The sequence below is a fragment of the Rathayibacter sp. AY1H3 genome (genome assembly GCF_002932015.1).
Genome location: NZ_PSUU01000006.1, coordinates 34,593 through 56,591 on the forward strand (window position 1 = coordinate 34,593; position 21,999 = coordinate 56,591).

Here is a 21,999-nt window from a genome sequence, read left to right on the forward strand (position 1 = left end):
CGTCGCCGCCGACAGGACCGGTCAGGACCCCATGCCGGTCTGCGCCGCGAGCAGCCGGATGTCCGTCGCGGTCGTCTGCCAGGCCGAGCCCCGCTGCTGCCGGAGCTCCCCGCCCTCGGCGAGGATGCGGATCTGGGTCGAGGTGTTGCCCGCGGCGATCTGGACCGTGCCCGTCGTCGTGCCGAGCGCCGTGGCGCCTCCGCCGAGCAGGTTCATCGTGACGGCGTCCTCCCCCGTCGAGCCGCGCACGACCGACACCACGTCGAGCTCGTCCGTCCAGGCCGCGGCGACCGCGGTCCCCAGGGTCGAGCGGAGGACGACCGGCTCGCCGACCGCCACCGGGTCGCCGTCCCGTGAGCGGGTGATGCCGGCCACCAGCACCGTGGCCTGCTGCCCGTCCTGGGCGAGCGCCAGCATCCGGGTGCCGTCGCGCGACACGGCGATCGAGGCGAGCGACTCGACCTCGCTCCAGGCCGTCGCGACCTGCATCGAGCGCGAGCCGTCCGCGGAGTACGCCACCAGCTGCCCGGGCGAGGCCGACGGCACCGACCAGACGTACCCGAGCGGATCGATGGACGGCGCGACGAGGCCCGACCGCGCGTCGAGGAGGACGTCGGCACCGTCGGGCTCCACGAGGCTCACGCCCGCGGCGGTGAGCACGGCGGCCGATGCGTCCGAGTCGGCCCCGCGCTGCTCGCCGAGGACCGCGGCCCGCGGCTGCAGCGCCTCGATCCGATCCGAGATCCCGAGGCCGGCCAGCCCGGAGGAGCCGAGGAATCCGAAAGCGTCGTCGGTCAGCACGAGCGGCCGGGTGTCGACGCGGGGCGAGGTCGGCAGCCCGGTGACCTCGGAGGGGACGTCGATCGGGTTCTGCTCGACGGAGAGCGCGACTCCGGTGACGTTCGAGACGTTCGCGAGGCTCCGGTTCAGCTGCAGCGCCATCAGCCGCCACTGCGCCGGATCGGCCTCGAGAGCGGCCGGGTTCAGGTCGACCACGGCGCGCTGCGACTCGACCGGGACGGTCTCGGCCGCCAGCGTCGTCCCGGTCGGGAAGGCCGACACGACGGCGGCGGAGTCCCGCAGCCACGGCGTGGGGCCGCGCAGCAGCTCGGTGACGATCGTGGTGCTGGTGGAGCTGTCGGCGCGCGAGGCGAACCAGCGCAGGTCCGGCACGAGGTACTGGTATCCGGGGTCGAAGAAGTAGAGCGCGTGCGTCGAGAAGACCTGCTCGAAGGTGGTGCGGTCGATCACCACGCCGCTCGGCGGCGCGCTGATGCGCCACTCGCCGTTCTCCTGGACGAAGCCGTAGTCGAGGGTCAGGCCGGCCGTGGTGGCGACGTCGGTGTAGACGCCCGTCGCGTCGACCTCGGCGACGGGCGTGATCGTCAGCGAGAGCGTGGATCCCGACTGCGGCGAGGCGGAGCGCTGGCCCTCGTCGACCGTCACGTGCTCGCCCGGCGTCCAGTCGGCTCCGGTGGAGAGGAACTCGCGGGCGATCTTGTAGTTGTTCTGCGGGCTCGACGCGGCGTCGATGAAGCCGGTCAGGATGTCGCGCTGCGACGCACCGACGGCGGGTCCCGACGGGAGGAAGTCGTACTGGAGGTCCTGCGGCGCGGTGTCGGGCCGTCCGACTCCGACGTCGCCGTCCCGCGGGATGCCGGCGCACCCGGCCAGCCCGAGCGCGAGCAGCGCGGCGGCCGCGACGGCGCGGAGGACGCCGCGCCTCACGGGAGCACCCCCGCGGCCCCGACCGGAGGAGCCTGCAGCGGCGGGAGGACGATCGGGCCGCTGTAGGCCTGCTCGCCCGCGTCGACCGGGGGCAGCGGGAGCGGCGAGGCCTCGATCCGCTCGCCGCGGTGCCGGGGCACGGTCAGGCGGAAGCAGGCGCCGCGATCGGGCACGGACCAGACCTGCAGCCAGCCGTGGTGCAGGGCGGTGTCCTCCTGCGCGATGGAGAGGCCGAGGCCGGTGCCGCCGAGCGTGCGGCGGCGGGACGGGTCGGCGCGCCAGAAGCGGTCGAAGACGCGCACCACCTCCTCGCTGCTCATGCCGTGCCCGTAGTCGCGCACCGCGAGGGCGACCGCGCTGGCGTTGCTGTCGACGGTGACGACGACCTCGCGGCCGTCGCCGTGCTCGATCGCGTTGCCCAGCAGGTTGCGGACGATCCGGCGGATGCGGCGCGGATCGAGGTCGGCGTCGAAGTAGCCGCCCGGGGCGGAGAGAGTGAGCCGGGAGCCGTTCGCCTCCGCGATCCCCCGCATCGCCTCGATCTCGTCGCCGGCCAGCTTCACCAAGTTGACCGGCTCGAGCTCGAGCTCGGCCGACCCCGCGTCGTGGCGGGAGATCTCGAGCAGGTCGGCGAGGAGGCTCTCGAAGCGGTCGATCTGGCTGTGCAGCAGCTCGACCGTGCGCTCGGCGACCGGGGCGAAGTCCTCGCGCTGGTCGTACAGCACGTCCCCGGCCAGCTTCATCGTCGTCAGCGGCGTCCGGAGCTCGTGCGAGACGTCCGAGACGAAGCGCTGCTGGACCTGGCTGAGCGTCGCGAGCTCGCTGATCCGGTCCTGCAGGCTGTCGGCCATGCCGTTGAAGGACCGGGCGAGGGTCGCGATCACGTCCTGGCCCCGCTCGGGGATCCGCACGTCGAAGTCGCCGGCGGCGAGGCGCTGGCTCGTCTCGGCCGCGACCCGGACCGGGGCGACGACGATCCGCACGACGACCCAGCTGACCGCTCCGATCAGCAGGATGAGCAGGATCCCCGCCACGTTGAGCACCTGCTGCACGAACTGGAGCGTGCGCTCCGCGTCCGCGAGGGAGTAGCCGATGTACAGCTCGTAGCGCCCGGCCGAGCTCGGCAGCTCGAGGGTCGAGCCGACGAGGATGCCGGGCTGCTGCTGACCGGAGGCGTCGAGCGTCACCGACTGCCAGTACTGCCCGTCGGAGCCCGCCTGCACCCGCTCGCGCAGCGCGTCGCTGATCACGCCGTTCTGCAGCTCGCGGTTGTAGATGTCCTGAGGCGCCAGCGAGGACGCCTCCTGGTCGGGCGAGCGCACGACGGCGATCAGCGCGGAGGAGGAGGCGTCCCGGACGGCGGTGCGCACCGAGCTCATCACCTCCTCCATGTCCTGGCGGGTGGAGACTGTGGCTGCGTCGAGGTATCCCTGCGCGGCCCGGGTCGCGCGCGACGTGTCGCCCGTGACCTGCGTCAGCCGTGACTGGAACAGGTTGTCGCTGATGCTGTACGAGAGGTAGACGCCGGTCGAGCCGATGGCGATGCCGCTGAGCAGGACCGTGATCGCGACCGCGCGGAACTGCAGCGACGTGCGCCACACCCCGAGCACGCGGCGGGGCCACCGGCGCACGTCGGGAGCGGCGAGGCGGGGCACGGTCAGCCCGGGAGGACGGCGCCGGCGCGGTAGCCGACGCCGCGCACGGTCATCACGATGCGGGGGTCGTCCGGGTCCTTCTCGACCTTGGCGCGCAGGCGCTGGACGTGCACGTTCACGAGGCGGGTGTCGGCCTTGTAGTGGTAGCCCCAGACCTGCTCGAGCAGCATCTCGCGGGTGAAGACCTGCTGGGGCTTGGAGGCGAGGGCGAGGAGGAGGTCGAACTCGAGCGGGGTCAGGCCGATGCGCGTCTCGCCGCGGCGGACCTCGTGGCCGGCGACGTCGAGGCTCAGGTCCCCGACCTGCAGCACCGCGTTCGCGGCGGCGGTGGCGGGACGCAGGCGCGTCCTGATCCGCGCGACGAGCTCCTTGGGGTCGAACGGCTTGACCATGTAGTCGTCGGCGCCGGACTCGAGGCCCTGCACGACGTCGGAGGTGTCGGACTTGGCCGTCAGCATGATGACGGGGACTCCGGACTCGGCGCGGATCGCGCGGCACACCTCGATCCCGTCGATCCCGGGCAGCATCAGGTCGAGCAGGACCAGGTCCGGCCGGGCCCGCCGGAAGGCCTCGAGGGCGCCGGAGCCGTCCGCGCAGAAGGAGACGTCGTACCCGTCGGCGCGCAGGACGATGCCGATCATCTCGGCCAGGGCGGCGTCGTCGTCGACCACCAGAATGCGCGCGCTCATCGGTCTGCTCTTCCTCGTCTCGGGTCGCGCCCGCCCACGGCGCGCACGGTGACCCGACCCAGGCTAACCGACGCACCTCTCCGTGGGCGGGGAGCGGGCTCTGCGGGCGAAGGGGGTCCGCTCGGGGGAGGACCCCGCCCGCACGCCTATGACAGCATGGAGGGGATGACCGACGCAGCTCAGTGGCCCCCGCCCGCAGGGCGTCCGGACGACGCGGCCGTCCCGGCGCAGGACGGCGACCGGCGCAGGCCGCTGCCCGCTCCCGTCGCCCCGGCCTGGTCGCCCGCGCCGCCGAGCGCAGGCCCCGTACCACCCGGTCCCGCCGGGGGCTCCTGGTCGCCCGCCGGCGCCGGCCCCTGGTCGCCCGGACGCCCAGCGCCCGGCTGGACTCCCCCGCCCAAGCCCGGTCTCGTGCCGCTGCGCCCGCTCGGCTTCGGCACCCTGCTCGGCGCCCCGTTCCAGGTCCTCCGCCGCAGCCCCCGCACGACCCTGGGCGTCGCCCTGCTGGTGCAGGGCCTCGGGTCGGTGCTCGCCCTGGCGGTCTACGGCCTGATCGCGGTGCTCGCCGTCGGGCGCATCTCGCAGGCGGAGTCCGCCGACCGCGACGCCGTCGGCGCGGGCTCCCTCGCGGTCGTGGTCCTGGCCGCCCTCATCCCCCTCGCCGTCTCGCTCGCCAGCGGCGCCCTCGTGCAGGGCGTGGTCGTGCTCGAGGTCACCCGCGGCGTCCTCGGCGAGCGGGCGACCTTCCGACAGCTGCTCGCCCGGCTGCGGGGCCGCTTCTGGGCGCTGATCGGCTGGACGGTCCTGCAGGGCGTCGGCTACCTCCTCCTGGTGCTCCTCGCCGTGGCGCTCGCCGTGCCGCTGTTCGTCATCGGAGCGATGGACGGGACGTCGAGCGCGATCGTCGGCGGGATCCTGGTGCTCGTCGGCTCCGGCCTGGTCGCCCTCGCGCTGGGGGTCTGGCTGTCGACGAAGCTCGCCCTGGTGCCGAGCCTGATCGTCGTCGAGCGGCTGCCGCTGCGCCGTGCGGTGGCGCGCTCCTGGCGGCTGGTGGCGGGCGGCTTCTGGCGCACCTTCGGCGCGCTCGCGCTGATGACCGTGATCATCCAGGTCGCCGGCCAGATCGTGGCCACGCCGTTCAGCCTGCTCATCCCGATCGCCGGCGCCCTGATCGCCCCGACCGACCCGGACGCGCAGCTCGTCACCTCGCTCGTGGTGACGATCGCCTCCGTCGCCGTGGGCTTCGTGATCGGCGCCGTCGGCACCGTGCTCCAGTCGGCCGTGACGGGCCTGGTCTACCTCGACCGACGGATGCGCCGCGAGGGCTTCGACCTGGTGCTGATGCGCCACGTCGAGGAGCGCGCGGCGGGCCGCCCCTCCCCCGATCCCTTCCCCGTGCCGGAGCGCCCGTGATCCTCGCCGCGGCCCCTCTCGAGCCCGACGCGGAGCAGGCGCGCCGACTCCTCATCGAGGAGCTCGCCGACCCGCGCTACCGGGCGGCCGAGCCGACCCTCTTCGACCGGGTGGTGCAGGCGGTGCGCGACTGGTTCGCCTCCCTCACGCTGCAGGGCGACGGCCCGCCGGTGCCGATCGCCGCCGTGATCGGCGTGCTGGTGCTGGTGGCGCTCGTGGTCGCCGCGCTCGTCATCGCGGGACGGCCCCGCGCCGGTCGCCGCAGCACCGTCACGGGAGCGGTGCTCGCCGACGACGACACCCGCTCGGCCGCGACCCTCCGCTCGCTCGCCGAGGCCGCGGCCGCCCGCGGGGACTGGGACGAGGCGGTCGTCGAGCGCTTCCGCGCCCTGGTGCGCTCCCTCGACGAGCGGACCGTCCTGCGGGTCTCGCCCGGCACGACCGCGCTCGGCCTGGCGTCGCGCGCCTCTGCGGCCTTCCCCTCCTCCGCCGCCGCGCTGCGCCGCACGGCCGACGACTTCGACCGCGTGCGCTACCTCGGGCAGCCCTGCGGCCCGGCCGAGTACGAGCGGGTCGCGGCTCTGGACCGCGAGCTCGCCGCGGCCTCGCCGGTCCTGGACGCCCTGGCGGCGCCCCGGTGAGCGCCGACACGGTCTCCAGCCCGACCCTCGGCGCGCTGCTGCGCCGCGGACGGGTGTGGGTGCTCCTGCTCGTGATCGTCGCGGTCGGCACTCTGCTGCTCACCGTCGCGACCGGGACCCGGGTGGCCGCCCCGGACCTCGACGTCGACAGCGCGACCCCGGACGGCGCCCGCGCGCTCGCCCAGGTGCTGCGCGATCAGGGCGTCGAGGTCGTCCGCGCCGACGACCTGGACTCCGCTCTCGCCGCCTCCTCCCCGGACGCGACACTGCTCGTCGACGACCCGGACGTGGCCCTCGACGAGGCCCAGTACCGCCGGCTCGCCCGCGCCTCGGCCTCGCTCGTCCTGGTGACCCCAGGAGGAGCCGCGCTCGACGCCCTGCTGCCGGACGTCCGCTTCGCCGGCTCCCCGGCCGGCGACGGCCCCTTCCGCGCCGAGTGCCCGCTCCCGGCGGCCGAGCGCGCCGGGACGCTCCCCGCGGGAGGGAGCACGTACCGGATCCTCGACGACGGCGACGCGGTCGGCTGCTTCCCCTCAGGCGACGACGGCTTCCTGCTCGTGAGCACCGGGTTCCCGCAGGGCGCCGACGTCACCGCGATCGGCGACGCCGACCTCCTCCGCAACGGCACCATCGGCCAGGACGGCCGCGCCGCTCTCGCACTCGGACTGCTCGGCGGTGAGGACCGGCTGGTCTGGTACCGCGCCGGAGCCGCCGACTCGGCGAGCACCACCCCTGCACCCGCCGATCTCGCCCCCGGCTGGGTGACTCCGGCTCTCCTGCTGCTGGTGGCCGTGTTCGTCGCCTCCGCCGTCTGGCGCGGCCGCCGGCTCGGCCCGCTCGCGGTCGAGCCGCTGCCGGTCGTCGTGCATGCGAGCGAGACGGCCCGCGGCCGCGCGCGGCTCTACGCGCGCGGAGCCCTCCGGCCCCGCGCCCTCGACGCACTGCGCATCGGCACCCTCCGGCGGACGGCCGCGCTCCTGGGACTCGCTCCGGCGACCGGGGTCGACGAGATCGTCGCCGTCGCCGCCGAGCGCCTCGGCCGCGATCAGGCCGCGCTGCGCCGTCTGCTCGTCGACGACCTGCCGGGCGACGACGCCGCCCTCGTCGCCGCCTCCGACGAGCTCCTCCGCTTCGAGAGCGCACTCCGCGCCGCCCTCTCCCCGACGACCGCCCGACGACCGGAAGGCCCCTCCCGATGAGCGACACCACCCCCTCCGCCCGCGACGGAGCGCCGGTCTCCGACGACGACCTGCGCGCCGAGCTCGACCGGGTCCGCTCCGAGGTCGGCCGCGCGGTCGTCGGCCAGGACGGCGCCGTCTCCGGGCTCCTGATCGCCCTCCTCGCGGGCGGCCACGTCCTGCTCGAGGGCGTCCCCGGAGTCGCGAAGACGCTGCTCGTGCGCGCCCTGTCCGTCTCGCTCGGCCTCGACACCCGCCGGGTGCAGTTCACGCCGGACCTGATGCCCGGCGACATCACCGGCTCCCTCGTCTACGACGCCTCCACCTCCGGCTTCGCCTTCCGCGAGGGCCCGGTCTTCACGAACCTCCTGCTGGCGGACGAGATCAACCGCACGCCGCCGAAGACCCAGGCCGCGCTCCTCGAGGCGATGGAGGAGCGCCAGGTCAGCGTCGACGGGCGCACCCTGCCTCTGCCGGACCCGTTCCTCGTCGCCGCCACCCAGAACCCGGTCGAGTACGAGGGGACCTACGTGCTCCCGGAGGCCCAGCTGGACCGGTTCCTGCTCAAGCTCGTGCTCGACATCCCGCCGCGCGACGTCGAGGTGGAGGTGCTCTCGCGCCACGCCGCGGGCTTCGACCCGCGCGACCTTGACGCCGCGGGCGTGCGACCCGTGCTCGACGCCGCCCGTCTGCGCGCCGCCCAGGCCTCGGCCCGGCGAGTCGGAGCCGGTCCCGACGTCCTCGGCTACATCGTCGACCTCGCCCGCGCCACCCGCGAGAGCCCGAGCGTCAAGCTCGGCACCAGCCCCCGCGGCTCGACCGCCCTGCTCGCGGCGTCCCGCGCCTGGGCCTGGCTCAACGGCTACGGCTCGATCACCCCCGACCACGTGCAGGCGATGGTCCTGCCCGTGCTGCGCCACCGCATCCAGCTGGAGCCGGAGGCGGAGCTCGAGGGCGTCCGCACCGAGGCCGTCCTGGGCGGGATCCTGCAGCAGGTCCGCGTCCCGGTCTGAGCCGTGCACCTCACCGGACGCAGCGTCCTCGTCCTCCTCGTCGGCCTGGTGCCGGTCGTCCTCCTGGGCGGCCGCCCCGAGGTCGCCTTCGCCGTGCTCGGCCTCTGGCTCCTGGCCTGGGCGGTCCTCGTCGGGATCGACGTCGCGGTCGCGGGCTCGCCCCGGGCCGTCGTGCTCGAGCGGCGGGTGCCGGACCGGGTGCGGCTCGGCGAGCGGACCGAGGCGACCCTTCTGGTCACGAGCACCGGCCGCAGGAGGATCACGGGGGTCCTCCGCGACGCCTGGGAGCCCTCGGCCGGCGCCCTCGAGACCCGGTCGTCCCTGCGTCTGCCGCCGGGCGAGCGCCGCGCGGTGACCACGGTCCTGGAGCCGCTCCGCCGCGGCGAGCGCCGGGCACTCCACGTCACCATCCGCTCCCGCGGGCCGCTCGGGCTGGCCGGCCGCCAGGCGACGCGGGCCGCGCCGGCCGTCGTCCGGGTGCTGCCCGCCTTCCGCTCCCGTCGCCACCTGCCCTCGCGCCTGGCGCGGCTGCGCGAGCTGGAGGGGCGGACCAGCGTGATGATCCGCGGCCAGGGGACCGAGTTCGACAGCCTGCGCGAGTACGTCCGCGGCGACGACGTCCGCTCGCTCGACTGGCGGGCGACCGCGCGGCGCCGGGAGCCGGTCGTCCGCACCTGGCGCCCGGAGCGCGACCGGCGCGTGATCGTCGTGCTCGACACGGGCCGCACGTCCGCCGCACGGATCGAGGACGAGCCGCGCCTGGACACGGCGATCGAGGCGTCGCTCCTCCTGGCGGCCCTCGCGGCCTCGGCCGGCGACCGGGTCGACGTGCTCGCGTTCGACCGCACCCGGCGAGCCCGCGTGCACGGCGCCACCGGCACGGAGGTGCTGACCCGCGTCGTGGACGCCCTCGCCCCCGTGCAGCCCCAGCTCATCGAGACCGACTGGGCGGCGGTGCCCGCGCAGGTGCGCACCCTGGCCTCCCAGCGCTCGCTGGTGGTGCTCCTCACCGCGCTCGACTCGGTCGGCTCGGCGGAGGGGCTCCTCGCGGTGCTCCCGCAGCTCACCCGCGTGCACACGGTCGTGGTCGCCTGCGCGCTCGACCCCGAGCTGCAGCGGATGGCGGAGGACCGGAGCGACCGGGCCGCGGTCTACTCCGCCGCCGCCGCGGAGCGCTCGCTCGCGGACGTCGACCGGCTCTCGGCCGCCGTCCGCCGTCTCGGCGGGGACGTCGTGCTCGGCAGCCCCTCCGCGCTCCCGCCGGCGCTCGCGGACCGCTACCTCGCGCTCAAGGCGGCCGGACGGCTCTGACCTGCGAGAGGGGCCGTCGTCGGTCCCGGGAGCGCTGATCGACGGCCCCGCTCCGACGGCCGCGCTCGTCCGGCTCGGCTCAGCCGGCCGCGATGCTCCGCGACCCGGCCTCGAACCGGTCGAGGTCGCCCGTCTCCCCCGCCCGCACCGCGCGCCCGCCGACGACGATCATGTAGAAGAGGAACGCGCCGAGGGCGAGCGCCCCGATCCCGATCTTGAGCCACCAGGGCCAGGGTGCCGGAGTGACGAACCCCTCGATCACGCCCGAGACGAGCAGCACGAAGACCAGGCCGATCGCCACCGTGAACAGGCTCCGCGCGTCCTCGGCGAGCGCCTGGCCGCGGGTGCGCGCGCCGGGAGCGATCCAGGCCCAGAAGATCCGCAGGCCCGCGGCCGCGGCGACGAACACGGCCGTCAGCTCGAGCTGTCCGTGCGGCGCGATGTAGAGGAAGAACGTGTCGCCCTCCCCCACATGGAACATCACCGCGATCGACGTGCCGAGGTTCTGCGCGTTCTGCAGCAGGATGTACGGCACGTAGACGCCGACGATCCCGAAGGCCACGCACTGCGCCGCGATCCAGGCGTTGTTCGTCCAGACCTGCCCGGCGAACGAGGCGGCGGGGTTCTCGGAGTAGTAGTCGATGAAGTCGCCCCGGGCGAAGCGCCGCAGCTCCTCGTCGTCGCCCAGCGCGGCGAGCAGGCGCGGGTCGCCGAGGATCCAGAGCGCGTAGAGCGTCGCCACCACCGCGGTCGCGAGGGCGACGGCGAGCGTCAGCCAGCGCAGCCGGTGCAGAGCGGCCGGGAGCGAGAGGACGACGAAGCGGGAGACCGCGGCGAGCGGCTCGTCTCGCGTGCCGGTCAGGCGTCCCCGAGCCCGCGAGAGCGAGACGGCGAGCCGAGTGCCGACGGCCGTCGATCCGGCGGTGGAGGAGATCGTGGCGAGGTCCGCGGATGCCGCCTGGTAGCGCTCGATCAGCTCGTCCGCCTCGGCTCCGGTCAGGCGGCGCCTGCGCGAGAGCTCGTCGAGGCGGGTCCACTGCGCAGTGCGGGCGGCCGAGAGAGCGTCGATGTCCATCTCCTGACAGGATAGCCAGGCACGCCGCCGAGGCCGAGCATCCGGGAGGAGCACCGTGGAGGAGCAGCGCACCGAGTTCGACGACGCCGACCTGGTCACCGGCGAGGCGATCGCGCTCGAGGTGCCCGTCACCTCGTTCGTGCTCCGCGCGGTCGGCGCGATCATCGACCTGATCGCGGAGCTCCTGCTCGCGCTGGGCCTGTTCCTGCTGGTCTCCTCCCTCTCCGGGGACGGCGGCCTGGACCCCGCCGCCTCGGCCGCCGTGGCGATCGCGGCCCTCGTCATCGCCGTGGTGATCGTGCCGGTCACCGTCGAGACGGCCAGTCGCGGCCGCTCGCTCGGGAAGCTCACCGTCGGCGCTCGCGTCGTCCGCGACGACGGCGGTTCCATCGGCTTCCGGCACGCCCTCGTGCGCGGCCTCACCGGCGTCCTCGAGATCCTGATGACCTTCGGCGGGCTCGCCGCGGTCGTCGGCCTCCTCTCGCGCCGATCGCGCCGTCTCGGCGACGTCCTCGCGGGCACGCACAGCCAGCTCGAGCGGGTTCCCCGCGCGGAGCCGCTGGTCGTCGAGATCCCGGAGCCGCTGCGGGGCTGGGCCGTCACGGCGGACACCGCGCGCCTCCCCGACGCCCTGGCGCGCCGACTGGCGCAGTTCCTCCGCCAGCGCCACGGCATGACGGAGCCGTCGCGCTCGCAGCTCGCCGCCGCGCTGGCCGACGAGACCGCGGTCCACGTCTCCCCGCTGCCCGCCGCGCCCGCGGAGGACTTCCTCCTCGCCGTGGCCGCACTCCGCCGGGCGCGGGAGGAGCGCGCCCTGCTCCTGTCCGACCAGCGCCTCGAGCGGCTGGCCCCCGTGCTCTCGAGCACGCCGCGCGGCTTCCCCGAGCGGCCCTGACGCGCGCGGCAGCGGCCTAGGCGGGCCCCGCGCCGTAGCGGACGGTCTCCCAGCCGCGCGGGACGAGGAGCCGCCGGTCGTGCTCGGCGCAGAGGTCGTAGCCGTGCGGATCCGGCGCAGGACTCAGCGGCCCGACCGCCACCAGCGAGTCGCGGTAGTCGTAGGTCAGCGTGACGACGGCCTGCGCGCGGCAGCCCGTCCGCGAGCAGTGCCGTCCGGTCATCGCCGCCCACAGTAGCAATAGGCTGGAGCCATGCCCCGTGCTCGTCGTTCCGCCGCTCGCCCGACGAGCGGGTCGCGCGGAGGCTCCCGCGACCGGCACGGCCGCGGCGCACGAGGGCCGATCACCGGTCCGCACCTCCCCCTGCTGCAGACCCGCTCCGACTTCTTCGAGGCGACGATCGGCTCGGCCTTCGACTACCTCCGCGGCACCTGGCCGGAGGAGCTCGCCGGCATCCGCGTCGACGTCGCTGCGACTCCCGACGTCGACCCCGACCGGCTGCAGGGCACGGGCATCGCGCGGTGGCGCGTCGACCACGCCGCGCGCCGCATCACGCTCTACCGCGTGCCGATCGAGCGCCTGGCGAAGCTGCACCGCCGCGACGAGTGGCACCAGCGCATGCTGATCGAGAGCTACGTGTTCCGCGCCGTCGCGGAGCTGCTCGGCCGCGACCCGTGGGACATCTCCCCGGACCGCTACCGGCACCCCTGATGCGCCGGCAGCTCTGAGGCGCCGGCACCGCCGAGGCGCCGCCGCCCCGCGTCTCAGTGCGAGTAGACCGTGATCGGCGAGGAGAGCGGTCCCGGCGGGACGATCGTGTACGAGGCGATCCGCCCGTCGCGCGCGATCGAGACCGAGGCCTGCACCGGCTGGGTGCTGCTGACGACCGCGCCGTCGCCGTCCAGCGGGGTCGCGAGAGCCGCGAACGGGCCGAGCTCGAGCGTGCGGGTGCCGCCCGGGGCCTCGATCTCGACCGAGGCGGTCGAGTCGCTGCCGTTGACCAGGTGCAGTCGCGCGTCGCCCTCGCCCGTGCCGGCGACGCCGAAGGGCGTCGTGGTCGCGGTGCCGGAGGCGAACCAGGCGAAGTCCGTGCCGGCCGAGCCGGTCGAGGTCGTCCGCCCCGCCGCGACGATCGGCTGATCGGCCCGCAGGACGATGCGGTAGGAGCCGTCCGCCAGGCCCGTGAGCGGGACCTCGCCGACGAGGCCGGCGGGGACGACGACCTGGGTGGAGGCGCCCGACCCGCTCGGGTCCTCGTTGGTGACCTCGACCGAGACCGTGCTGTCGGCGTCGCCGGGGGTGAGGATGCGCAGCACGGGGCTGCCCGCGCCGCCGCTGCCGTCGTCGCTCGCGGTCTCGGCCGGAGGCGACGTGACGGTGAAGCCGGCGATCACGGCGAGTGTGTCCGGGCCGGCGGAGGGGCCGGTGGTCTCGACGCCCTCCGGGGTGAGCCCGGAGATGGCGCTGCTCTGCATGCTCGCGGCGACCTCGCCGCCCCGTGCGGTCACGTGCACGACGGGCTGGACGACCCCGGGGGCGAGCCCCGCGAGCGGGAGCGCGCGGACCGCTCCGGCCGGAACGACGATGCCCGTGGCGCCGGTGGCCTGGACGGTGCCGGTCTCGGAGAAGAGCGTGAGGTCGACGGTGGAGGCGACCTCGCTCGGGTTCGCCAGGATCAGCACGGAGGTGCGCCCGACGTCGGTCGAGCCGGCCACGAGCCAGCTGTCGGCCGAGGGCTCGGCGCAGGCGCGGGCGGACAGTCCGGAGAGGGTGTCCGTGCCGATGGCCTGGACGGTGGCTCCACCGGGAGCGGGGTCGGAGCCCGCGGGCACGCTCAGACCGGTGATGCCGGTGCCCGGTGCGGCGACATCGTCCTCGTCGAGGACCGTGGGGTCCGAGGTGGAGCCCTCGGGCCGGACCGCGGTCGCCGCGCCGTCGAGGGCGCGCAGCTGCTCCGGCTCTCCGGCGTCGATCAGATCGCCGCCGCAGACCAGCGAGCTGTCGGCCGCGACGGGCGTCACGACGACGCCCTCCGCGGCGCTCGAGACCAGGGGGGACGGGAGGAGCTGGGGCACGACCACGGCGGCCGCGGCGATCACGACTCCGGCCGCGACCACCGCACCGCGCAGGGCCGTCCGGCGCCGACGGGCGGCCGAGGGTGCGCGATCGGGCGTCGATGCCGCGGAGCGATCGGCGCGGCGCTCCGCGCGGGAGCGGCGGGCGGAGGACTCGGGCATCTGCTTCTCCTGGTCGGCGGGGTCAGACATCGTCGTTCCCGTCGTCGAACTGGCCGGTGGCCTCGCCCGGCTCGTCGTCGATCCCGGCGACCGCGCCGCTGGAGCGGCCCCGCTCGAGCGAGAGCCCGGTGGGCACCGCCAGCAGGAGGGCGACGACGAAGACGAGGAGGAGGGCGATCGTGTAGGCGATCCCGAAGGGCCCGACCACGCCGGACGGAGCGGCCTCGGTGCGGGTCCCCTCGGTGTCGACGGCCGTCCAGAGGAGCCCGTAGCGGGTGTCGCCGACGGCCGAGAACGCCGCGTTGCCGTCGAGGGAGACGGCCGCCCGCGCGCGCACGGCGGCGGCCGCGTCGCCGACCTGGGTGCCGGCCGGCTCGGTCAGCACGACGAAGCGCACGCCGAGGCTCTCGAGCGCGGAGGGGACGTCGTAGCCCGTCCGCGAGACGAGGTTGCCCGCCAGCTCGTCGATCGCGTCCGTGCTCTCGGCGCCGGTGTTCGCGAGGGTCGACTGCTGGTCGAGGGTCGCGCCCGCTCCGCGCTCCAGCCGGGCGAGGACGCCGCCGTCCGCCTGCGGGACGAGCACGATCGTGCCCACCCGCGGGTCGTTCCGGGCCTCGGCCGCCACGTAGGCGGGGAGCGAGCGGTCCGACGTGGTCGACACGGACGTGCCGGCGCCGGACGGGAAGGCCACCGCGAGCGGACCGACCAGTGCTGCTGCCGCGGCCGTGACGACGAGCGCCGGCACCACGCGCACGGAGCGCACGGCGGCGAGCGAGAGCGACGCGCCGATCACCAGGCCGAGCCAGTAGAGGCTGAGACCGGTACCGCTCCAGACGGAGACCGCCTCGGAGCCGGTGGTCGCGACCTGCACGCCCTGGGCGAGCGAGGCGGTCACGAGACCCGCCGCCGCCACGCCGACTCCGCCGAGGGCCGAGAGGTTGTTCGGGAGGAGGAGGGCGGCCAGCGCCGCGACGATCAGCGGCACGACGAGCACGGCCGTGACCAGCGGGGCGGCGGAGGCGCCGATCCCCAGACCGCCGAGGAACGCGAGCCATCCGTCGGGCAGACCGGCCGGGAAGCCGGCGAGCAGCGCGACGAGGTCCGACTGCGCGGAGGGCAGCGGGACGCCCGGATCCGCGAGGACGCCGAGCCAGTCGCCCCGCGGTGCGCGGGCGACCACCAGCGGGAAGAGCAGGACGGCCGCGGGGATCGGCAGGCCGAGGAAGCGGCCGATCCGCCGCCCCGAGGTGGCGACGACGACGAGCCAGATCACCAGGAGCGGCACGGCCAGCACCGGCGCGCACGCCACGACGGCCGCGGCCAGGATCGAGGCGCTCGCGGAGGCGGACCAGGAGCGGTACGCGCCGAACCCGGCGAAGAAGAGCCAGGGCAGCAGCACGTGCACCATCAGCGGGGCGGGGCGCCCGTCGGCCTGCGCGGCGAAGAAGGCGGGAGCGAGGATGTAGACGAGGGCTCCGGCGGCGCGGGCGGTCGCGCGCGGGGTGAGCCGGGCGATCATCAGCCAGGCGCCGAGGGCGGCAGCGGGGAGCGCGACGAGGTAGAGCAGCACCATCGAGTAGCTGGGCGACCAGAAGGTCAGCGAGCCGAGCACGGCGAGGACGGAGGCGAACGGGTCCGCCGCGCCGATGAACCCCGAGCCGAGGTCGCGCCAGCCGTAGGCCGCGTTGCGCCACAGCTCGCCGACGGTCGGCGAGAGCGTCAGCAGACCACCGCCGCTGAGCGCGGGAGCAGCGAGGAGCGGCGTGTAGATCACCAGGCCGGCGAGCGCGGCGACGAGGACGACCCACACTCCCCCGCCCTGGAAGAAGTGCAGCGGATGACGGTCCCGCCCGGCCTGCACGCGCACGGCGTCGTGGCGCACCGAGCGCAGCTGCCGCACCACGTCCAGCGGGATGCGCAGCGGCGCGATCGCCTTCCAGCCCACGTTCTTCGACGAGCGGAGAACGGTGCGGGCCCGCAGCACCTTCGTCCCCCCGAAGGCGACGACGAGGGCCGCCAGCAGCTCCCCTCCGACCAGCCCGGGCTGCTTGCGCAGCAGGCGCACGACCGCGCGGCCGATCGCCAGGGGGACGAGCGAGAGCCAGTGCAGGAGGAGGAGCGCGACGGGCGCGTAGGCGAGCCGGCGGTGCAGCTGCGCGGTGCGGTGCTGGCGCGCCCGGCGCCGCTCGCCGCTGTCGATGCGGCGGCCGTCGGGGCGCTGCAGCCCGATGCGGGCGGTGGTGACGCGGGCGTCCGGCACGCGGCTGACCCTGTGCCCGGCGAGCCGGGTGCGGATCGAGAAGTCGAGCGCGTCGTCGACGACCGGCAGGCCGGGGTCGAAGCCGCCGAGCTCCTCCCAGAGGGAGTGGCGCACGAGCATGCCGCCGGCGGCGACGGCCAGGACGTCGGGCGTGGAGTCGTGCTGGCCCTGGTCGAGCTCGTCCTCGACGAGGTGGACGGTCGTGCCGTGCTTGGTGATCGACTCGCCGTAGCTGCGGATGTAGCCGGAGCGCGTCCAGTCCATGATCTTGGGGCCGGCGACCGCGACGGAGGGGGCGACCTCGACGGCTCCCAGCAGCGCCGCGAGGGCGCCGGGCTCGGGGGCGGAGTCCTGCGCGAGCAGCCACAGCCACTCGTCCTCTCCGGCCGGCGGCTGCATCACGCGGACCGCGCGGGCCACGGCCTGGCCGAAGGGGAGGTGCTCGGCGACCTGCACGAGCTGCGTCGGACCCCAGGACGCGAGGAGCTCGTCGGTCGTGTCCTTCGAGCCTCCGTCGACGAACACCGTCGCGTCGGGCTGACGGGTCTGCGCCCGCAGAGCCGCGAGGGTTCGTTCCAGATAGGCCGCGCCGTTGCGCGCGACGAGGACGGCGGTGACTCGTGGATACATCGCGGACCACCCTAAGCGATGCCGCCGCGCCGCCCGCCTGCGGCTCGCCGCCCCGTCGGTCGGGTCGCGGCGAGGAGGGGACTAGGCCCGGCGGCGCAGCTTCCGGCGCTCGCGCTCGGAGAGGCCGCCCCAGATGCCGAACCGCTCGTCGTTCTCGAGCGCGTACTCGAGGCACTGGGCCCGGACCTCGCACGAGGTGCAGATCTTCTTGGCGTCGCGGGTCGAGCCGCCCTTCTCGGGGAAGAAGGCCTCGGGATCGGTCTGCGCGCACAGCGAGTCGACCTGCCAGGAGAGCGCGCCCCCCGGCGCCTCGGTCGCGGTGTCGATCCCGGGTCGGACCCCGGGCACGCCCAGACGGACCGGATCGACGAACCAGTCCTCGGGGACTCCGGAGTGCTGTTCCGGAAGCGTCATGCCGTCTCCTACCCCGCCTGCGAACCGATGATCGGCGGCCGCTCCTCCCGGAGCCGCTGCCTAGGTAATTACAGCGGTGTCATTCGCTCAGGTCAAGTCGCGGACCATAAACCCTCAACCCGCCGTGGAGGGTTCACGACACACCGGCGTGTCGCGAACGTGAGATCCGATCAGGCCGTCGCGGCGCTCCGTGCGCGCCAGGCGCTCTCCACCATCTCGGCGACGGTGTGCCGCATCTCCCAGCCCAGGTCGCGGGCCGCCGTCTCACCGGAGGCGACGATGCGGGGCGGATCGCCCGGCCGCCGCGGGGCGACCTCGGGCGTGAAGGCGATGCCGGTGCTGTCGGCGATCGCGCGCATGATCTCCCCGACGGAGGCCCCGGATCCGCTGCCCAGGTTGTAGACCGGGTCGATCGGCTCGCCGGCGGCCAGGCGGCGCGCCGCGGCGACGTGCGCGAGCGCCAGGTCCGCGACGTGGATGTAGTCGCGGACGCAGGTGCCGTCCGGTGTCGGGTAGTCGTCGCCGTTGATCCGGGGCGTGCGGCCGTCCAGCAGCGCCTCGAAGACGAGGGGGAAGAGATTGTGGGGGCTGGTGTCGTAGACGTCCGGGTAGCCGGACCCGACGACGTTGAAGTAGCGCAGGGAGGCGTGCCTGACGCCGTGCGCCCGCCCCGCGTCCGCGAGCAGCCACTCGCCGATCAGCTTCGACTCGCCGTAGGGCGACTCCGGGCTCTTGGGGGTGTCCTCGGTGACGATCTCGACGTCGACCGCGCCGTAGACGGCAGCGCTCGAGGAGAAGACGATCGAGGAGACCCCGGCGCGCTCCATCGCCGCCAGCACGCGCATGGTGCCGGTGACGTTCTGCTCGTAGGTGTGCAGAGGGCGCTGCACCGAGACTCCGGCGTACTTGAACCCGGCGACGTGGACGACGCCCTCGATGTCGTGCTCGGCGAGCACGCGGTCGAGCAGGGCCTCGTCGAGGATCGAGCCCTGGCGGAACGGGACGCCCTCGGGCACGAACGACGCGTGCCCCGAGGAGAGGTCGTCGAGGACGACGGGGTCGATGCCCTGCTCCGAGAACGCGCGCACCACGTGCGCCCCGATGTACCCGGCTCCCCCGGTGACCAGCCATGCCATGTGGATCCTCCTCGGTGCGGGCCCGCGACTCCGCGCGCCGGAAGACACCCTAGCGGCGGGGATCGACGGCGTGGATAGGCCGGATGACGACGTGACGCGATATCCTGCCGTCGTGCTCCGCTCCGTCGCCCTCCTCGCCCTGCCCGGCCTCGCGCCGTTCGAGTTCGGGGTCGTCTGCGAGGTGTTCGGGATCGACCGCGGCGCCGACGGAGGTCCCGCCCTCGACTTCCGGATCGCCACTCCCGATCCGGGCCCCGTCCGCACGAGCCTCGGATTCGACCTGCTGATCGCCGATGGTCTCCACGCGGCCCGGGACGCGGACCTGATCGCCGTCCCCGCCCACGGCCGCGGGCCCGCCGACGAGCGGGTGCTCGACCTCCTCCGCGAGGCTCACGAGCGCGGCGCGTGGATCCTCAGCGTCTGCAGCGGGGCCTTCACCCTGGCGCAGGCGGGCCTGCTCGACGGTCGGCGCGCGACCACCCACTGGATGCACGCCGCGGAGCTCGCCCGGCGCTTCCCCTCCGTCACGGTGGACCCGGAGGTCCTCTACGTGCAGGAGGGGCGCATCGTGACGAGCGCGGGCACCGCGGCCGGCATCGACGCGGCGCTGCACGTGGTGCGCGAGGAGCTGGGCGCGACGGCGGCGAGCGTCGTCGCCCGGCGGATGGTCGTACCCCCGCAGCGCCACGGCGGGCAGGCGCAGTACCTGCGGACCCCCGTTCCCGAGGCGCGCGCGGACTCGCTGGCCGAGGTCACCGAGTGGATGCTGGAGCACCTCGACGAGGACCTCTCGATCGAGGCGCTGGCCCGTCGGGCCCTGATGGCCCCCCGCACCTTCGCGCGCCGCTTCCGGGCCGACCTCGGCACGACTCCGCTCGCCTGGCTCACCCGCCAGCGCCTCCTCCGGGCGCAGGTGCTGCTGGAGGAGACGGAGCTGACCCTCGAGGCGGTCGCCGCGCGGGTCGGCTTCGGCACGGCCGCGGTGATGCGCCACCACTTCACGCGCGTCCTGCGGACCACGCCGGTGGCCTACCGCCGCACCTTCGCCGCCTGAGCGGCCGGGTCGTTGGAGGGGTCAGACCGTCGCGACGAAGAGCGTGCCCCGTCCGGTGACGGCGAGAGCGCCCTCCGACGGGGTCACGAACACGCTGCCGCCGCGCTCGACGCGGACCGAGCCCTCGGCGCCCTCGAGCGAGAACGAGCCCTCGGTCGCGATCGCGATGGCGGGCCCGTGCAGGGCGACGCGGGCCGGCTCCTCCGACGCCGGCTGCACGACGGCGAGCACGAAGTCGGGGACGTCCGGACGGTAGACGCGCACGCCCGGTCCGGCCTGCTCGGCCGGGAGGTAGGGCACGGGCAGCGGCGAGAACTCCAGCACGCTCACCAGCTCGGGCACGTCGATGTGCTTGGGCGTGAGGCCCCCGCGCAGCACGTTGTCGGAGGCGGCCATCAGCTCCACGCCCGTGCCCGCGAGGTAGGCGTGGATGTTGCCTGCAGGCAGGTAGAGCACCTCGCCGCGGGCGAGGCGGACGCGGTTGAGCAGGAGCGAGAGCACGATGCCGGGGTCGCCCGGGTAGCTCTCGGCCAGGTCCCGGACCGTGGTCGTCTCGAGGCGGTCGTCGCCCGTGGACGCCGCGACGACCGCGGACACCAGCGCGGCGACCTCGGCGCGGTCGCCGTCGGCGAGCAGCCACGACAGGGCGCCGCGGAGGACCTCCGAGGGCTCGCCCTCGAGCGTCCGGGCGAACCGCGCGATCGCGGCCGCCTCCTCCGCCGGGGCGCGCCCGGCCAGCTCGGCGAGCAGCGCCCGGGCGTCCGCCGGCTCGCGGAAGCCGCAGAGCGCGTCGAAGCTCTCGCTGAGCGCGTAGATCAGCTCGGGCTTGTGGAACGGGTCCTTGTAGTTGCGATCGGCGGCGTCCCGCGGGATGCCGGCCTCCTCCTCCTCGACGAACCGGCGCCGGGCCCGCTCGGACGAGGGGTGGGCCTGGAGCGACAGCGGCCCGCCCGCGGCGAGGATCTTGAGCAGGAACGGCAGACGGGGAGCGCCCGAGACCGGATCGACCGACCCCTCCACTCCGGCGAGCGCCGCCTCGGGGTGCTCGCCGATCCACTCGGCGAGCGTGCCGGCGCCGACCGAGGCGGGGTCGAGGATGCGCGCGGGCGAGCCCGGGTGCGCGCCGAGCCAGAGCTCGGCCTCGGGGGCGCCGGAGGGCGCGGTGCCGAGGGCCTCCGAGATGCCGGTGAGCGAGCCCCAGGCGTAGTCGCGGGGGGTGTTGCCGATCGGGATGAACACGGGAGCGCTGGCCTTCCGTCCGAGGGGTGGGTCCGAGCCGCTCAGCCGGACGCGCCGGGGCCGCTCCGCTGCGACGCTAGCAGGATCCACAACGCGGGCCCGGGAGGAGGGCCCGCCTGTTGGTGCTCTCCGCCAGAGGACGCGGCACTCGCAGGCGCGCTTCGTACGCTGGGAGTCGCAGCACTGTCGCCGTCGGAGCGGTCGCCGTGCCGCATCCGACGAGCGAGGGAGCACAGAGCATGGACAGCACGACCTTCGAGACCCTGGGGGCCGACTTCTACGGGTTCGAGGCGGCGCTCACGCCCGCCGAGAAGGAGCTGCTGGTCGGCGTCCGCGCGTTCCTCGAGGAGCAGGTGCGGCCGATCGCCGACGAGTACTGGGAGCGCGCGGAGTTCCCGCGGCAGCTGATCCCCGGGATCCACGCCACCGGCGTCATCGGCCTCTCCTGGCCCGAGACCCGCGCGATCGAGAACTCCGCCGTGTTCCGCGGCTGGGTGGCACTCGAGCTGGGCCGGGTGGACGCGGGCATCGCGACCTACGTCGGCGTGCAGAACGGCCTGGTGATGGGCACGGTCGGCGTCGCCGGCTCCGAGGAGCAGCGCGCCGAGTGGCTGCCGAAGCTCGCCTCGGGCGAGGTCGTCGGCGCCTTCGGCCTCACCGAGCCGCACTCCGGCTCCGACTCCGCCCAGGGCCTGCGCACCACCGCCCGCCGGGACGGCGACGACTGGATCCTCGACGGCGAGAAGCGCTGGATCGGCAACGCGACCTTCAGCGACGTGACCGTGATCTGGGCGAAGGACGCGGAGGACGGCCAGGTGAAGGGCTTCCTCGTCCCCACCTCGACGCCGGGCTACCGCGCCACCGCCATCGCGCGCAAGCAGAGCCTGCGCACGGTGCAGAACGCCGACATCGTGCTCGAGGGCGTCCGCGTCCCGGAGTCGCTGCGCCTGCAGGGCGCGAACTCGTTCCGCGACACCGCGAAGGTGCTCCGGCTCACCCGTGCCGAGGTCGCCTGGCAGGCCATCGGCGTCGCGATCGGCGCCTACGACGCGGCGCTGCGCTACGCGAAGGAGCGCGTGCAGTTCGGCAAGCCGCTCGTCGGGCACCAGCTGATGCAGGACCTCCTGGTCAAGAGCATCGGCAACATCACGGCCAGCATCGCCCTGGCGACCCGCGTGTCCGAGATGCTCGACGCCGGCGAGCAGCGCGACGAGCACTCCGCCCTCGCGAAGGCCTACGCGACGGCCCGGATGCGCGAGACCGTCGCCTGGTGCCGCGAGGTGATGGGCGGCAACGGCATCGTCCTCGACTACGGCGTCGCCCGCTTCTTCGCCGACGCGGAGGCCCTCTACTCCTACGAGGGCACCCGCGAGATGAACACGCTGATCGTCGGCCGCTCGATCACCGGCACCGCCGCGTTCGTCTGAGCC

General features: G+C 74.9%; 19 protein-coding genes. 9 read left to right on the forward strand and 10 right to left on the reverse strand.

The genetic code is table 11. The features are described from left to right. Nucleotides 1-21 precede the first annotated feature (21 nt). From C5C33_RS18375 to mtrA, 3 genes are read right to left on the reverse strand one after another with little or no spacing between them, the layout of a single operon-like run. Nucleotides 22-1,728 (reverse strand): LpqB family beta-propeller domain-containing protein, encoded by a 1,707-nt coding sequence (locus C5C33_RS18375; protein WP_181136185.1) that lies wholly within the window; start codon nucleotides 1,726-1,728, stop codon nucleotides 22-24. Then, the gene (gene mtrB, locus C5C33_RS04130; RefSeq protein WP_244229464.1) at nucleotides 1,725-3,383 is read right to left on the reverse strand and encodes an MtrAB system histidine kinase MtrB; all 1,659 of its coding nucleotides are present in this window, start codon (nucleotides 3,381-3,383) and stop codon (nucleotides 1,725-1,727) included. Before mtrB ends, C5C33_RS18375 begins: the two co-directional genes overlap by 4 nt. A gap of 2 nt (nucleotides 3,384-3,385) precedes the next feature. Then, nucleotides 3,386-4,072 (reverse strand): MtrAB system response regulator MtrA, encoded by a 687-nt coding sequence (gene mtrA, locus C5C33_RS04135; protein ID WP_104224133.1) that lies wholly within the window; start codon nucleotides 4,070-4,072, stop codon nucleotides 3,386-3,388. Nucleotides 4,073-4,237: 165 nt separating this feature from the next. Here mtrA and C5C33_RS04140 point away from each other — a divergent pair, with 165 nt between their 5' ends. From C5C33_RS04140 to C5C33_RS04160, 5 genes are read left to right on the forward strand one after another with little or no spacing between them, the layout of a single operon-like run. Beyond that, nucleotides 4,238-5,485 carry a hypothetical protein gene (locus tag C5C33_RS04140; protein ID WP_146082923.1) on the forward strand — a complete coding sequence of 416 codons (1,248 nt, stop codon included), beginning with the start codon at nucleotides 4,238-4,240 and terminating at the stop codon, nucleotides 5,483-5,485. Next, a complete protein-coding gene (locus tag C5C33_RS04145) occupies nucleotides 5,482-6,126 on the forward strand; it encodes a DUF4129 domain-containing protein (RefSeq protein WP_104260488.1) in 645 nt (214 codons plus the stop codon). Before C5C33_RS04140 ends, C5C33_RS04145 begins: the two co-directional genes overlap by 4 nt. Next, nucleotides 6,123-7,325 carry a DUF4350 domain-containing protein gene (locus tag C5C33_RS04150; protein WP_104225485.1) on the forward strand — a complete coding sequence of 401 codons (1,203 nt, stop codon included), beginning with the start codon at nucleotides 6,123-6,125 and terminating at the stop codon, nucleotides 7,323-7,325. Before C5C33_RS04145 ends, C5C33_RS04150 begins: the two co-directional genes overlap by 4 nt. Further along, complete coding sequence (locus C5C33_RS04155; RefSeq protein WP_104224137.1) at nucleotides 7,322-8,317, forward strand: MoxR family ATPase; 996 nt, start codon at nucleotides 7,322-7,324, stop codon at nucleotides 8,315-8,317. Before C5C33_RS04150 ends, C5C33_RS04155 begins: the two co-directional genes overlap by 4 nt. Before the next feature lie 3 nt (nucleotides 8,318-8,320). Next, nucleotides 8,321-9,628 (forward strand): DUF58 domain-containing protein, encoded by a 1,308-nt coding sequence (locus C5C33_RS04160; RefSeq protein WP_104255250.1) that lies wholly within the window; start codon nucleotides 8,321-8,323, stop codon nucleotides 9,626-9,628. A gap of 79 nt (nucleotides 9,629-9,707) precedes the next feature. On the opposite strand, the gene C5C33_RS04165 is transcribed toward C5C33_RS04160, so the two are convergent. Further along, on the reverse strand, nucleotides 9,708-10,703 hold the full coding sequence (locus C5C33_RS04165) for a stage II sporulation protein M (RefSeq protein ID WP_104224139.1): 996 nt from the start codon (nucleotides 10,701-10,703) through the stop codon (nucleotides 9,708-9,710). A gap of 55 nt (nucleotides 10,704-10,758) precedes the next feature. On the opposite strand from C5C33_RS04165, the gene C5C33_RS04170 reads away from it, so the two are divergent. Beyond that, nucleotides 10,759-11,598: an RDD family protein gene (locus C5C33_RS04170; RefSeq protein WP_104224140.1), complete on the forward strand. Its 840-nt coding sequence runs from the start codon at nucleotides 10,759-10,761 to the stop codon at nucleotides 11,596-11,598. 16 nt (nucleotides 11,599-11,614) lie between these two features. Here the strand turns inward: C5C33_RS04170 and C5C33_RS04175 are convergent, their stop codons facing one another. After that, nucleotides 11,615-11,821 (reverse strand): DUF3499 family protein, encoded by a 207-nt coding sequence (locus C5C33_RS04175; RefSeq protein WP_104224141.1) that lies wholly within the window; start codon nucleotides 11,819-11,821, stop codon nucleotides 11,615-11,617. A gap of 30 nt (nucleotides 11,822-11,851) precedes the next feature. Between C5C33_RS04175 and C5C33_RS04180 the strand changes: the two genes are divergently transcribed. Further along, nucleotides 11,852-12,310 (forward strand): metallopeptidase family protein, encoded by a 459-nt coding sequence (locus C5C33_RS04180; protein WP_104224142.1) that lies wholly within the window; start codon nucleotides 11,852-11,854, stop codon nucleotides 12,308-12,310. Nucleotides 12,311-12,363: 53 nt separating this feature from the next. Here C5C33_RS04180 and C5C33_RS04185 read toward each other — a convergent pair whose 3' ends face one another. The 4 genes from C5C33_RS04185 to galE form a co-directional block, all read right to left on the reverse strand. Continuing rightward, nucleotides 12,364-13,866 carry a DUF5719 family protein gene (locus C5C33_RS04185; protein ID WP_146085202.1) on the reverse strand — a complete coding sequence of 501 codons (1,503 nt, stop codon included), beginning with the start codon at nucleotides 13,864-13,866 and terminating at the stop codon, nucleotides 12,364-12,366. Continuing rightward, entirely contained in the window at nucleotides 13,859-16,726 is a 2,868-nt protein-coding gene (locus C5C33_RS04190; protein ID WP_104260491.1) for a glycosyltransferase family 2 protein, read from the reverse strand. The genes C5C33_RS04185 and C5C33_RS04190 overlap by 8 nt, the downstream gene beginning before the upstream one ends. Nucleotides 16,727-16,807: 81 nt before the next feature. Further along, on the reverse strand, nucleotides 16,808-17,140 hold the full coding sequence (locus C5C33_RS04195) for a WhiB family transcriptional regulator (protein WP_104224145.1): 333 nt from the start codon (nucleotides 17,138-17,140) through the stop codon (nucleotides 16,808-16,810). A gap of 170 nt (nucleotides 17,141-17,310) precedes the next feature. Beyond that, nucleotides 17,311-18,276, reverse strand: a complete 966-nt coding sequence (gene galE / locus C5C33_RS04200; RefSeq protein WP_104246668.1) for a UDP-glucose 4-epimerase GalE — start codon at nucleotides 18,274-18,276, stop codon at nucleotides 17,311-17,313. Between the two features lie 112 nt (nucleotides 18,277-18,388). Here galE and C5C33_RS04205 point away from each other — a divergent pair, with 112 nt between their 5' ends. After that, complete coding sequence (locus C5C33_RS04205) at nucleotides 18,389-19,330, forward strand: GlxA family transcriptional regulator (protein WP_104246669.1); 942 nt, start codon at nucleotides 18,389-18,391, stop codon at nucleotides 19,328-19,330. 21 nt (nucleotides 19,331-19,351) lie between these two features. Here C5C33_RS04205 and manA read toward each other — a convergent pair whose 3' ends face one another. Further along, nucleotides 19,352-20,569 (reverse strand): mannose-6-phosphate isomerase, class I, encoded by a 1,218-nt coding sequence (manA, locus tag C5C33_RS04210; protein WP_104246670.1) that lies wholly within the window; start codon nucleotides 20,567-20,569, stop codon nucleotides 19,352-19,354. A 239-nt stretch (nucleotides 20,570-20,808) separates the two neighbouring features. Between manA and C5C33_RS04215 the strand changes: the two genes are divergently transcribed. Beyond that, a complete protein-coding gene (locus C5C33_RS04215; RefSeq protein WP_104246671.1) occupies nucleotides 20,809-21,996 on the forward strand; it encodes an acyl-CoA dehydrogenase family protein in 1,188 nt (395 codons plus the stop codon). Nucleotides 21,997-21,999 lie beyond the last annotated feature (3 nt).